This window comes from Fenollaria sporofastidiosus, from assembly GCF_943169635.2.
Taxonomy (GTDB): Bacteria; Bacillota; Clostridia; order Tissierellales; family Peptoniphilaceae; genus Fenollaria; species Fenollaria sporofastidiosus.
Map to the genome: position 1 here is coordinate 858,403 of NZ_OW968186.1, position 12,977 is coordinate 871,379.

Annotated in this window: 12 protein-coding genes and 1 riboswitch; all 12 genes read left to right on the forward strand. The window is 37.7% G+C overall.

From position 1 onward, the window contains the following. The first annotated feature begins 7 nt into the window (after positions 1-7). The 12 genes from KO172_RS04175 (at position 8) to KO172_RS04230 (ending at position 12,976) form a co-directional block, all read left to right on the forward strand. On the forward strand, positions 8-1,282 hold the full coding sequence (locus KO172_RS04175) for an adenylosuccinate synthase (protein WP_215492266.1): 1,275 nt from the start codon (positions 8-10) through the stop codon (positions 1,280-1,282). Positions 1,283-1,366: 84 nt separating this feature from the next. Then, positions 1,367-2,023, forward strand: coding sequence for a hypothetical protein (locus KO172_RS04180; RefSeq protein ID WP_215492267.1), 657 nt, complete (start codon positions 1,367-1,369; stop codon positions 2,021-2,023). Between the two features lie 151 nt (positions 2,024-2,174). Continuing rightward, positions 2,175-2,269: riboswitch (SAM riboswitch) on the forward strand. Positions 2,270-2,337: 68 nt separating this feature from the next. Beyond that, positions 2,338-3,336 carry a methionine ABC transporter ATP-binding protein gene (locus KO172_RS04185; protein WP_215492268.1) on the forward strand — a complete coding sequence of 333 codons (999 nt, stop codon included), beginning with the start codon at positions 2,338-2,340 and terminating at the stop codon, positions 3,334-3,336. After that, on the forward strand, positions 3,333-3,986 hold the full coding sequence (locus tag KO172_RS04190; RefSeq protein ID WP_215492269.1) for a methionine ABC transporter permease: 654 nt from the start codon (positions 3,333-3,335) through the stop codon (positions 3,984-3,986). The genes KO172_RS04185 and KO172_RS04190 overlap by 4 nt, the downstream gene beginning before the upstream one ends. An 18-nt stretch (positions 3,987-4,004) precedes the next feature. Further along, complete coding sequence (locus KO172_RS04195) at positions 4,005-4,862, forward strand: MetQ/NlpA family ABC transporter substrate-binding protein (protein ID WP_215492270.1); 858 nt, start codon at positions 4,005-4,007, stop codon at positions 4,860-4,862. A gap of 165 nt (positions 4,863-5,027) precedes the next feature. Then, positions 5,028-6,812, forward strand: coding sequence for a glutamine--fructose-6-phosphate transaminase (isomerizing) (glmS, locus tag KO172_RS04200; RefSeq protein ID WP_215492271.1), 1,785 nt, complete (start codon positions 5,028-5,030; stop codon positions 6,810-6,812). Positions 6,813-6,820: 8 nt separating this feature from the next. Next, positions 6,821-7,690: a UTP--glucose-1-phosphate uridylyltransferase GalU gene (gene galU / locus KO172_RS04205; RefSeq protein WP_215492272.1), complete on the forward strand. Its 870-nt coding sequence runs from the start codon at positions 6,821-6,823 to the stop codon at positions 7,688-7,690. Next, a complete protein-coding gene (locus KO172_RS04210) occupies positions 7,680-8,318 on the forward strand; it encodes an HAD family hydrolase (RefSeq protein ID WP_215492273.1) in 639 nt (212 codons plus the stop codon). The genes galU and KO172_RS04210 overlap by 11 nt, the downstream gene beginning before the upstream one ends. 9 nt (positions 8,319-8,327) lie before the next feature. Beyond that, positions 8,328-9,209, forward strand: coding sequence for a phosphate/phosphite/phosphonate ABC transporter substrate-binding protein (locus tag KO172_RS04215; RefSeq protein ID WP_215492274.1), 882 nt, complete (start codon positions 8,328-8,330; stop codon positions 9,207-9,209). Beyond that, entirely contained in the window at positions 9,206-9,940 is a 735-nt protein-coding gene (phnC, locus tag KO172_RS04220; RefSeq protein WP_215492275.1) for a phosphonate ABC transporter ATP-binding protein, read from the forward strand. Before KO172_RS04215 ends, phnC begins: the two co-directional genes overlap by 4 nt. Continuing rightward, positions 9,912-11,489: a PhnE/PtxC family ABC transporter permease gene (locus tag KO172_RS04225; RefSeq protein ID WP_215492276.1), complete on the forward strand. Its 1,578-nt coding sequence runs from the start codon at positions 9,912-9,914 to the stop codon at positions 11,487-11,489. Before phnC ends, KO172_RS04225 begins: the two co-directional genes overlap by 29 nt. 218 nt (positions 11,490-11,707) lie before the next feature. Further along, positions 11,708-12,976: an FTR1 family iron permease gene (locus tag KO172_RS04230; RefSeq protein WP_215492277.1), complete on the forward strand. Its 1,269-nt coding sequence runs from the start codon at positions 11,708-11,710 to the stop codon at positions 12,974-12,976. The last annotated feature ends 1 nt before the right edge of the window (position 12,977 follow it).

The window sequence follows — 12,977 nt, forward strand, 5'->3', positions numbered from 1 at the left end:
GGTATATATGATTACAGCTATAGTAGGAGCTAACTGGGGTGACGAAGGCAAGGGTAAAGTAACCGATATGCTAGCATGTAATGCAGATTATGTTGTTAGATTTCAAGGTGGAGCCAACGCTGGCCACACTATTATCAATAATTATGGTAGATTTGCACTTCATCTATTGCCATCAGGAGTATTTAATGAAAACACTGTCAATATACTTGCCAATGGCGTTGCATTAAATATACCATTCTTCATTAACGAGCTTAAGTCAATAATTGATGCGGGCGTTAAAGAGCCTAAAGTTTATGTATCCGACAGAGCACAAATAGTTATGCCATATCATATAGACTTTGATAAGTACGAAGAAGAAAGACTTAGCAAGGCATCCTTTGGCTCTACTAAGTCAGGTATTGCATATATATTCGCAGATAAATATCAAAAGATAGGCTTCGAAGTGAATGAGCTTTACGACGAAGAATATCTTTCTGAAAAATTAGATTTGATACTACCAATCAAAAACGCTATACTTAAGGAGCTTTATCATAAAGAGCCGCTTAAGAAGGAAGATGTTTTGAAGACGCTTCTTGAATATGGCGAAATGATTAAGCCTTATGTCAAGAACACATCCAAGATGCTTAGAAAAGCTATCAAAGATGGCAAGAAAATATTATTTGAAGGTCAACTTGGCACACTAAAGGACACTGATCAAGGCATCTACCCAATGGTAACAAGCTCATCAACACTTGCTGGCTACGCATCCATAGGAGCTGGAGTGCCACCATATGAAATTAAAAACATCATCGCAGTGACAAAGGCATACTCATCAGCAGTAGGCGCAGGCGAGTTCGTTAGCGAAATCTTTGATGAAGAAGCAAATCAATTGAGGACTCATGGCGGTGACAAAGGTGAGTTCGGCGCAACAACAGGTAGACCAAGAAGAGTTGGCTGGTTCGACGTAGTCGCAACAAAGTACGGCATCGAAATGCAAGGCGCAACAGATATTGCCTTCATGGTCGTAGACGCACTTAGCTACTTAGATGAAATACCAGTTTGCGTTAGCTACGACATCGATGGCGAGATCACAGATGAATTTCCTAACACATCCAAGCTTAAGAAAGCAAAACCTGTTTTGGAAAGACTTAAGGGCTGGAAGAGCGACATAAGAGGCATAACAAAGTACGAAGAACTTCCAAAAGAAGCAAGGGACTACATCGAGTTCATCGAAGAAAAACTTGGTAAGAAATTCAAATACATTTCTACAGGACCAAAGAGAGAAGAAATGATAATAAGATAAAGATTAACTACGCTTGTGTATATGAGCGTAGTTTTTTTGTAAAAAATTGTATTTGTGATATAATACTTATAAGGAGATGGTAGTATGAATAAGAAGATAGCTTTATTTCTCTTAGTGCTTTGTTTACTAATGAGTTTTGGCTGCACAAATACAAAGAAAGAAAGCAAAAATGATATTGAAACTAAGAATGAAATGACTGAAGAGACAAGAATAAGTGAACTAGAAAAAGAAAATAAGAAGCTTAATAAAAAAATTATAGATTTAGACATTAAAGCATATACGAATAAAAAAATGCTTGATTTTTATAAAGGTATACTTAGTAATATGAACGAAAAAGCTGATGATGATTTAAAAAATAAAATAGTGGCCGCTACAATTAATCCAGTATTTTCGATGAATGATGCTCCACTCAGTGAAGAAGAGGTGCTATCTATTAATGAACTTGAAAATAATACTTTCAGTGTTAATTTATCATATGATAACGTTGACCCAGAGTTAGTAAGAGACTATTCGCTTACATTTAAAAGGAGGCTTCCATATCTTGATTCTGAAAATCTTTTTGAAATAAAAACAAAGGCTATATATAATATAATGTTTCTTAGATATCATTATGTAGAAAAGGTGTTAATTACATTTAAAGACTTAAAAGTTGGCGACACAATTACTATAGTTCTAAGTGATGAACTTGCTAAGCTATGTGATTATAAGAGTGGCAGCATCACCATAAACATAGTAGATTAATTAAAATTAAGCGGGGCATTACATTGTCTCGCTTGTACTATATTTATAAAGAAAATTTATAAAAAGATACACTTTTTTATAAAAAAATCTATATTTGTGATTCAAATCACATATTTAATATAAAAGGACATGTATAATCTAAACACAATATAATTCATCCAGAGAGGCGGAGGGACTGGCCCTATGAAGCCCGGCAACCTGTTTAATCAAGGTGCCAATTCCAGCGGTATTACCGAGAGATGACGATACACTTTACTCTTTATCTTTTGGTAAAGGGTTTTTTTTATTGGATTTATCCAAGAAAGGAGGAGCTTATGATAGAAGCAAAAAATTTAATTAAGACTTACAAGGTAGATGGCAAAGAATTTAATGCTGTTGACAATGTAAGTTTCAAAGCAGAAAAGAAAGACATCTTAGCCATCATAGGTTTATCTGGTGCAGGCAAGTCGACTCTTGTTAGACTACTCAACAGACTTGAGGAAGCTGACGGAGGAGAAGTAATCATAGACGGAGTGAACATCTTTAATTTAAAGCAAAAAGAGCTCTTAGCTTTAAGAAAGAGAATCGCTTTCATCTTTCAAACTTTCAACCTTTTCAGTCAATACACAGTTCTAGACAATGTGTTATTCCCATTAAGCTTAAATGGTTTTAAGGGAGACAAAAAGGCTGAAGCGAGAAAATTTCTTGATTATGTTGGCCTACTTAATAAAGAGAAGGCATATCCAAGCGAATTATCTGGCGGACAAAGACAAAGAGTTGCCATAGCAAGAGCCCTTGTATCTAAGCCTGAGATCATACTTTCAGACGAAGCGACAAGTGCACTTGATCCAGAAAGTACTAGGATGGTCATAGATTTATACAAAAGAGCAAGAGATGACTTTGATACGACTACCATAATGATAACTCATCAAATGGAAGCGGCAAAGGATGCTTCGAACAAAATTGCTCTTATGGAAAATGGAAGAATTATAGAAGAAAACACTACTACAGAGCTTTTCAAAAACCCAAAGACAAAGCTTGCACAAAGCTTTATCAAGAAGGCAGCTCCTGATATAGAGCTTGATTACAGTGCTTTCAGTGGAACGCTAATCAGACTTTCTTACTCGAAGGACACAGTTAAGACTCCTGTATTAAGTAACGCAATGAAGACCTTTGACGTTGACATAAACATCATAGACGGTAACATCAGTAACGTCTTAGACGAAGAGCTTGGCTACATGGTTATCGAGCTTCGCGGCTCAGAAGATGAGAAAGCAAAGCTTATTAAGTATCTTAAAGATAACTGTGCAGAGGTATCGGAGGTGATAGCATGAGATTCAAGGAGATAATGGACATAGTTTTACCAGCACTTCCTGAAACTATAATCATGATTTTAGTTCCAGCACTCATCGCTTTGATTATAGGGCTACCTTGGGGCATACTAAGTTTTATAACTAGACCTAAGGGACTTAGAGAGAATAAATTTATATACACTATAACCAATGGCTTAATCAATATTTTTAGAAGTATGCCAGCCATTATACTAATCATAGTCTTAGCGCCACTATCAAGAATTATAATTGGTAAGGCTATAGGTACTGAAGCGGCGCTTGTACCACTAACATTTGCTGCAGCGCCCTTCATCGCAAGACTATATGAAGGCTACTTCTTAGAAGTAGACTCAGGAGTTATAGAAGCAGCCAAATCAATGGGCGCAAGCAACTTTGAGATAGTCAAGGTGCTTTTAAAAGAGACAGTACCAGCAGCTATACTTGGTGTAACGACTACCATCATTAACTTAGTTGGCTACTCAGCAATGGCTGGAGCACTTGGTGGAGGCGGTCTTGGCGACATCGCCATCAGATACGGCTATCAAAGAAATCAACTTGACATACTTTGGATATCGGTCGCACTTATAGTTGTCATAGTACAAATTGTACAATTCACAGGAAACACAATTTATAAAATTACAAACAAAAAATAAATTTAAGGAGAGAATAAAATGAAAAAAATATTTACATTACTATTAGCATTAACATTATTAACAACTCTTGTAGCTTGCAAGAACTCTACAGGAAACACAAATAAAGATAAGGCAGAGACAGGTTCTGAAACAAAGACAGAAACAAAGACAGACGATGATAACAAGATTATCATAGGTGTGTCACCAGTACCTCACGCAGAAATTACTGAAGCACTTAAAGATGAATTCGCAAAGGAAGGCCTTGACGTTGAAGTAAAGGTATTTGATGACTACGTTCAACCAAACCTAGCTCTTGATCAAGGCGACATTGACGCAAACTTCTTCCAACACATTCCATACCTAGTAAACTTTGCTAGAGAAAGAGGACTTAACTTAGAGAACCTTGGCTCAGTACACATCGAACCAATGGGCTTATACTCAGACAAGATCAAATCACTAGACGAGTTAAAAGAAGGAGACGAAGTTTTAATTCCAAGCGACCCATCAAACGGACGCAGAGCTCTATTACTTCTTGAGAAGAATGGTCTAATCACACTTAAAGATGATACTAAAGAAGACTTAACTGAGAAGGACATTGATCAAAACGTAAAGAACTTAAAGTTCACTCCAGTAGAAGCAGCAAACATTCCAAATGTTTATAAGGATGCAGCACTTGCAGCTATAAATACAAACTTCGCTCTTGGCGCAGGACTTAATCCATCAAAGGATGCTATCGCTCTTGAAGATAAGGACAGTCCATACGCAAACATCATTGCAGTTAGAAAAGGAGACGAAACAAAAGATAAGTTTAAAAAGCTAATTAAAGTTTTCCAATCAGACGCTTGCAAGAAGTTTATCGAAGAGAAGTATAACGGAGAGATATATCCAGCATTTTAATATATACGTAAGAAGTGGTGACTAAGCTCACCACTTTTCTTTTATAAAAAATTTACTACAAAGCTATTAAATATATGTTATAATTAGTATAGATGTTTTGCGTAAGTTTCTTACGCATCAGATATAATTTGTTTATGATATAAAGAGTATTGAAAGGAAGATAATATGTGTGGTATAGTTGGATACTATGGCAAGAAGGATGCTATCAAGCATGCGATAAGCGGTTTATATAGTCTTGAGTACAGAGGCTACGATTCGTCAGGCGTGGCATTCATTAAAGATGGGTTTCTTAAGGTGTATAAGAGAGTTGGCAGGATAAAGGAGCTTGACAAGGCGTGTCCTAAGGAAGATTCTGACATAGCCATCGCTCATACGAGATGGGCAACGCATGGAGCAGTGAGTGAAACGAATGCTCACCCTCATATAGACACAAGCGAAACGTATGCCATAGTTCATAATGGTGTTATAGAGAACTATCTTGAGCTAAAGAATTTAATGCCAGATTTCACTCCAAAAGGAGAAACCGACACAGAAGTTCTTATCGAGTACATCGCAAGAAATATGAAGAATCATGACCTTGCTAGTTTTATTGAAGCGCTTGAAGCTGTTAAAGGCAGCTATGCCATACTCGTTTTAGATAAGAAGACAAAGAATCTATACTTTGCAAAGAATGGCTGCCCTTTGCTAGTGAGTGTTAAGAATGACGAATACCTATTTGCAAGCGACATCTCTGCTGCAATCGAGTTAAGTGATGAGATCATCTACTTTGAAGATGGCGATATGGGTGTTATAAACTCTGATGGCATCAAGATATACAATGGCGGTAATGAAGTTCACAGAGAAGCGCAAAAATCTAATATTAATATAGAAGAAACTCAAAAAGATGGCTACGAGCACTTTATGCTTAAGGAAATACACGAAGAGCCAAAGAAGTTTAAGGAGCTACTTGATAGACACATACGTGACGGTAAGGTTTACTTCGACGAGCTAGATGGACTTAATCTAAATGACTTTGACAATATCTACGTAACAGGTTGCGGTACTGCATATCATGCGAGTCTACTTGCTAAGAACTACCTTGAAAGGTTCTTAGAAAGACCTCTTATAGCAGAGACTGCAAGCGAGCTAAGGTACTCATACAACTTCATAGGAAAGAAGACTCTACTTATAGCAATCAGCCAATCAGGCGAGACAGCTGACGTTATGGGTCTTGTGAAGGAAGCAAAGGCAAGCGGAGCAACAGTTCTAGCGATAACAAATGTAATTAATTCATCACTTGATAGAATCGCCGACTACAAGGTGCACATCTTTGCTGGACCAGAGATCTCAGTCGCATCGACTAAGGCCTTTATGATGCAGATACTTTGCATCTATTTACTAGGCATATACTTTAGAGATGGCCTTGCTGGTTATGACTGCGGCATGTACAGCCAAATCATTGATGAGCTTATCAAAATATCTAAAGAGATGGACTCAGAGATTACAAGGCTTGAGCCTATCGCTAAGGAAGTCGCTTCTAAGATCAAAAATAAGGAGAAGATTTTCTTCATTGGTCGTGATCTTGACTATATAGCAGCTCTTGAAGTTTCTTTAAAGCTTAAGGAGATTAGCTACATCAACTCAATAGCTTTTAAAGCAGGCGAGTTAAAGCATGGCAGCATTGCACTTATAGACGAGAACTCATCAGCCATAGCCTTTGCAAACGAAGGACAAATTTTCGAAAAGACAAGAACTACTATGGAAGAATTAATGGCGAGAGGCGCTGAGACTATACTTGTGACAAATCAATCTGAAGGCGAGAGCATAGTTACTCTAAAGAGAACCTTTACTATATTCACGCCAATATACAGTGTTCTTTTTGGCCAACTTATGAGTTATTATACAGCGATGGTTTTGGACCGCGACATTGACAAACCTAGAAACCTTGCAAAGAGCGTAACAGTAGAGTAGGAGGACATATGATTAGAAAAGCAATAATACCTGCGGCGGGCTTAGGCACGAGGATGCTTCCTCAGACTAAAGCATCGCCGAAGGAGATGATACCAATCTTCGATAAGCCGACACTTCAATACATAGTTGAAGAGGCATACGACTCAGGTATAAGTGATATATTGATTATAACAGGCAGAAATAAAAACAGCATAGAAGACCATTTCGACAGAAACATTGAACTTGAGAAGTCTCTTGAGGAGTCGGGAAAGATTGAGATGCTTAAGGAGATTAGGAAGATTTCAGACATGGTGAACATATACTACATTAGGCAGAAGGAGCCGCTTGGACTAGGACATGCTATACTATGTGCGGAGAGCTTTGCCGGCGGGGAAGATGTAGCAGTGCTTTTAGGAGACGACATCGTTTATTCAAAGGAGCCTTGCTTAAAGCAGCTGATGAACGCATATAATGAGAGAGGCAAATCCATCTTGGGAGTCGGCTACGTTGCTAAAGAAGACACTTCGAAGTATGGCATCATCGCTTACGACGAAAAAGTGAACGAGAGACTATACAAGGTTAAGTCCATAGTTGAGAAGCCAGACATTGACAAGGCACCGTCGAATATAGCAGTTCTTGGTAGATACATTTTGAAGAACGATATCTTTAGCTTGCTTAAGAAGACAAAACCCGGTAAGAATGGCGAGATACAATTAACTGACGCCATCGACATGCTATTAAAACAAGACGATATATATGCTTATGCCTTCGAAGGACAAAGGTACGACCTTGGCAGCAAGCTTGGCTTCATAAAGGCGAACCTTGACTTTGCACTTAGAAGCGATATAAAGGGAGATGTTTTAAACTACATTAAGGATATAGTGAAAGATGAGACTTAAGGACTTTGAGGCAGCCATATTTGACCTAGATGGAACTGTCTTTGACTCGATGGACGTTTGGAAGAACGTAGACTTAAAATTTTTTGCAAGGCACTCGCTTTTCTTAACAGATGACTACTTTGATAATATCTTGCACAAGACTCTAGTAGACTCTGCGAAGTATACTATAGAGCGCTACGCACTTAGTATGACGCCAGAAGAAGTCGTTAGAGAGTGGACTCGCTTAGCAAAGGAAGAGTTTGAAAACGATGTTGTACCAAAGAAGGGCATCATTGATTATTTAAAGAAATTAAAGGCGAGAGGGGTCAAGACATCTATCGCCACAGCTAATGAGAAGGACATCTTCACAAGTACATTAAAAAAGTTTGATATGGATACACTTTTCGATGACATAGTGACACTATCCGAAGTCGGTTCGGATAAGTCGTCACCAATTATATACCTAAAGTGCATTGCCAAATACAATATTATGCCGCAAAACACACTAGTCTTCGAGGACCTACCCAAGAACTTAAAGACTGCGAAGAAGGCAGGCTTTATAACGGTTGGAGTGCTTGATAACGAGGACTACTTGTCACATATTTCTAAATATAGCGACATCATTATTAGAGATTTTACAGAAATTTAGGAGGACATTATGAAAAAAATTATTTTAACTTTACTTATTTTATCTATGCTTATGGGACTAGTTGCTTGTAAGCCAAAGGAAAAAGACGAACTTAAACTAGGCTTCGTGCCACTTGTTGATCAAGACAAGCTTGAAGATATGACGGAACCATTGACAAAAATACTTACAGACAAGCTTGGAACAAAGGTATCAATGTTTACATCAACAAACTATGTTGGTGTAGTTGAAGCACTTGGTTCGGGTAAAGTTGATTTTGCAATCATACCGCCATTTGCCTATGTACTAGCGAATAAAAATGGTGGAGCACAAGTACTTTTATCAGCACTTAATAAGGACGGCAAGAATTACTACAGAAGTGAATTATTAGTAAGAAAAGATTCTGGCATCAAAGAAGCTTATGAAAAGGACGGCTACGCAGCACTTAAGGGTAAGAAGATTGCCTTCGTAGATCCAGAGAGTGCATCAGGCTACATCTATCCAGGAGCTATGATAGTTAAAGGCGGCCTTGATCTTGAAAAGGACCTTGAATATATGTTTGCAGGCGGCCATGATAAGGCAGTACAAATGCTTTTAAATGGCGACGTTGATGTGTGCGCGACATATGAAGGCGCAGAAAAGAAGCTTATGAAGGACTTTGAGGGTCTTGATGGATTAGAAGTTTTAGAGTATACAGACAAGATCCCATATGTATGCGTTGCAGCTAGCAAGGACCTTTCAGATGATATGAAGAAAAAGATAAAAGATGTTTTCCAAAATGATTTATCAAGCGGTGAAGGTAAAGAAGCTTGTGAAAAGATATTCAACTTAACAGGCTTTGTTGAAGCAACAAACGATGACTTCCAAAACGTTATCGACACTGCTAAGATTATGAACGTTGATTTAGATAAATGATATTAGAAGTAAAAGATATATCTGTACAGTATGAAAAGAATATAGACGCGATTAAGGACGTCTCCTTCGATGTAGAGGGAGGCGACTTTGTCGCGCTTATAGGTCCATCTGGTGCGGGTAAGTCAACACTATTAAAGGCGATAAACGCTCTTAACCCACTTAGCAAAGGTAGCGTTATATACAAGGGCGAAGATGTTCATAGTCTTGGCGCAAAAGATTTAAGAAAGCTTAGAAGAAACATTGCCTTCATCTTTCAAGATACGAGCATCATAGAAAACATTTCTGTCCTTGATAATGTTTTACTAGCACGTCTTGGAGAGAAAAAGTTCTTTGAGGCGATGCTGTCAAAGTACACAGACGAGGAGTATGATAGTGCACTCAAAGCCATAGAGATGGTTGGATTGAAAGAGAAGACTTATGCACTTGCAAAAGATCTCTCAGGTGGACAAAAGCAAAGGGTTGCCATAGCAAGGGCGCTTTTTCAAAAGTCAGACCTTATCTTAGCAGATGAGCCTATATCGTCTCTTGATATAGAGACAAAAAGGTCCATCATGGACATTTTTAAAATGCTTAATAATGATTACAAGAAGATCATCGTCATAAGCATGCACGACCTTGATTTATCGCTTGAGTATGCGAAGAGAGTGATTGCCATAAAAGATCACAGAGTTTATTTCGACAGGAGCGTAAGTGAACTAGATTATGACAGAGTTAAAGACTTATTTATCTAAGAAAAGAAGGAAGAATATACTAGCAGCACTTGCATTTTTAACGCTGCTAATAGCTTCAGGCTTAGGATCACAAGTGTCCTTAAGCTCTTTTTTGCGTGGACTGCCAGATATGTTCGACTTAGTAAGAAGGATGTTTACACTCGACTTTCAATACATCATCTCGGTTATGGATCTAGTCTTCGAAACCTTCCTTATGGCTTTTGCATCATCAGCCTTGGGAGTCTTCATGGCTTGTCTTATAACATTCTTCCTGCCATACAATACGAGTCCCTCAGAGCTAGTATCCAAAGTATTAAGCGCAGTCTTTTCTGTATTTAGAACTCTGCCATCACTTATATGGGCGGCTCTACTTGTGAGCTTCTTCTCGGCTGGCCGCTTCTCAGGCTTATTAGCACTTAGCATAATTTCATTTTTTATGTCTACTAAACTTATCAAAGAATACATAGAGGCCATGAATAGGAATGACTTCGACTTCTACAGGTCGCTTGGCATAGCTAAAGGCAAAATTTATTACAAGATAATATTAACTAAGATGAGAAAGTTTATAGTCTCGACATTTTTACTATGCTTAGAGAGTAATATCAGAAGCGCGTCTATACTTGGTCTTGTTGGCGCAGGTGGTATTGGCCAAAGACTGTGGCTCGAGTTAAACCATATGAACTACGACAGAGTCTCGTCAATCATCTTTATGCTATTGATATTAATCTTCGTTATAGACCTTGTGAGTCAAAAGCTAAGAGAGATAGAGATCAAGGTGCCGATAAAGATAAATGATCTTAGCTCATACAGAAGAAGCAAGAGATTAAAGACGCTTTTCTTTATACTCTTCATGCTTGCTTTATTTCTTGTGCTAAGACTTACTATCAATATCACATACGAGCGCTTTGTACTTGGCCTTAAGCAAGGAGGCGTAATTATATCAAAGATACTTACACCTGACCTTGCCTATCTATCAAGAGCCGTGCCAGCAGCACTTGAGTCAGTAGCCATCGCTGTCTTTGCTTCGCTTATGGGGGCAATTATATCATTTATATTCACAGCATTTACAGCAGCGAACATCGCCCCTTCGAAGAAGGTCTCAGTCTTATTCAAGCTCATCATCAATGTAATCAGAACCTTCCCAGCCATCATCACAGCGATCATCTTCTTCAGAGGACTAGGACCAGGACCCTTTGCAGGTGCACTAGCGCTTACAGTATACACATCAGGCATGCTTAGTAAGCTCTACTTTGAATACATCGAGGACATAGCAGCTGATTCCATCATGTCTATGAAGGCACTTGGACTAAGCCCATTTACCATGTATGCAAAGCTCATATATCCAAAGACATACCGAAGCTTCTTAGGCTTCGTACTATATAGACTCGAGTCCAACATTAGAAACTCATCTGTACTCGGCCTTATCGGTGCAGGAGGTATTGGTACACTGCTTTCTATGAACATAGCGTGGCGAAACTGGAACAGAGTTGGCTCACTACTACTAGTGAGCTCGGTGATGATAATATTTTTTGATTACTTATCATCAACAATTAGAAAAAAATTATTATAATTAAGTGGGCAGACAATGCTCACTTTTTTATTGCAAATACAAGTGTAATGATATAAAAAAATATTTATATATATATTTAAAAAGGTATTGACTTTAAATTGTTTAAATAGTATAATTAGCTATAGCTAATGAAAGTTAGCTAAAGCTAATGATATATTGGCTGAGAAGGTTTATTTAATGGCGAATATACTTGCCAAATATTTTCGAAAGGAGGAACTATGAAAAAACTAAGCATAATATTGGTGACAGCACTAGTTTTTTTGATGTCCATAACTAATGTTTTTGCAGGTAATGTAGATAAAATATACAAAGACTGGGAAGATGTAAGTAAGGACATGGAAGTGGTTTTAAGAGATGCTCTTAAAATTTATGAAGCAGGCGGTCCAGATGCAGGCAAGGAAGGCTATGACAAAATTAACGAAGCTTATTTTAGATATTATGAAAAATTAGGCTTTGAAAAAATTGTTATGACAACAATTTCTGGAAAGCGTGGATCAACCGTTGAAAACCAATTTTATTTGGCGAGAAAATCTATGCGTCAAAATGAAGATATCGATGTTGTTAAAGATGAAGTTGAAGTACTAATTAGATATCTACACGAAGATGCAAAGACACTTGACGGTATGAGAGGTAAAACCAGTTCTGGCTGGGGCGTTTTCTTTAGCGTTTTAGGACTTACTTTAAGAGAAGGTCTTGAAGCCATCCTAATCGTTGCAGCCCTTATTGCTTATCTTGTAAAGACAAACAATTTAAAATACGTAAAAGGCGTCTATGTCGGCGCAATTTTAGGTATTGTTGCTTCAATAATTCTTGCGATTATTTTCAATATAATTTCTGCAAAATTTGGCGAAGACAGCAGTGGTGTTAGCCAAGAGATTTTTGAAGGATGCGGAATGTTTTTGGCTGTTATTGTTTTATTCTATGTATCAAACTGGATGCTATCAAAATCTGAAGTGGAAGTTTGGAATCATTACATCCAATCAAAAGTTGAAAGTTCAATTACAAAGGGAAGTGCTATGGCTTTAGTATTCAGCTCTTTCTTGGCAGTTGCCCGTGAAGGCGCAGAATTGATTATTTTCTTCCAAGGTATGAGAGAAAATATTTCAAACAATCCTGCATATATGTGGGGCGGCCTTGCATGTGCAATCGTAGTACTTGCAATTGTGTATGTATTGATCACTAAGATGAGTGTAAAGCTTCCATTAAAGCCATTCTTCACAGTTACATCAATCTTGATGTTTGTACTTTGTATCTCATTCATGGGAAAAGGAGTCGCCGAACTTCAAGAAGCTGATATTATCGGCAGGACAATAATTCCATGGATGAATGGATTTACGATTGACATCTTAGGAATTTATGATAGGGTAGAAACCCTATTGCCACAAGTTATCTTAATAGTAATAACTATTGTAACAGTTATCGTTCAAATTAAACGTAACAAAATTAAAAGAGCAGAACTTGAAAAAGATTATGCAAATAAGAACTAAT

Coding starts and splice junctions, on each gene's coding strand:
- KO172_RS04175 (WP_215492266.1), top strand. CDS start 8: ATGATTACAGCTATAGTAGGAGCTAACTGGGGTGACGAAGGCAAGGGT.
- KO172_RS04180 (WP_215492267.1), top strand. CDS start 1,367: ATGAATAAGAAGATAGCTTTATTTCTCTTAGTGCTTTGTTTACTAATG.
- KO172_RS04185 (WP_215492268.1), top strand. CDS start 2,338: ATGATAGAAGCAAAAAATTTAATTAAGACTTACAAGGTAGATGGCAAA.
- KO172_RS04190 (WP_215492269.1), top strand. CDS start 3,333: ATGAGATTCAAGGAGATAATGGACATAGTTTTACCAGCACTTCCTGAA.
- KO172_RS04195 (WP_215492270.1), top strand. CDS start 4,005: ATGAAAAAAATATTTACATTACTATTAGCATTAACATTATTAACAACT.
- glmS (WP_215492271.1), top strand. CDS start 5,028: ATGTGTGGTATAGTTGGATACTATGGCAAGAAGGATGCTATCAAGCAT.
- galU (WP_215492272.1), top strand. CDS start 6,821: ATGATTAGAAAAGCAATAATACCTGCGGCGGGCTTAGGCACGAGGATG.
- KO172_RS04210 (WP_215492273.1), top strand. CDS start 7,680: ATGAGACTTAAGGACTTTGAGGCAGCCATATTTGACCTAGATGGAACT.
- KO172_RS04215 (WP_215492274.1), top strand. CDS start 8,328: ATGAAAAAAATTATTTTAACTTTACTTATTTTATCTATGCTTATGGGA.
- phnC (WP_215492275.1), top strand. CDS start 9,206: ATGATATTAGAAGTAAAAGATATATCTGTACAGTATGAAAAGAATATA.
- KO172_RS04225 (WP_215492276.1), top strand. CDS start 9,912: ATGACAGAGTTAAAGACTTATTTATCTAAGAAAAGAAGGAAGAATATA.
- KO172_RS04230 (WP_215492277.1), top strand. CDS start 11,708: ATGAAAAAACTAAGCATAATATTGGTGACAGCACTAGTTTTTTTGATG.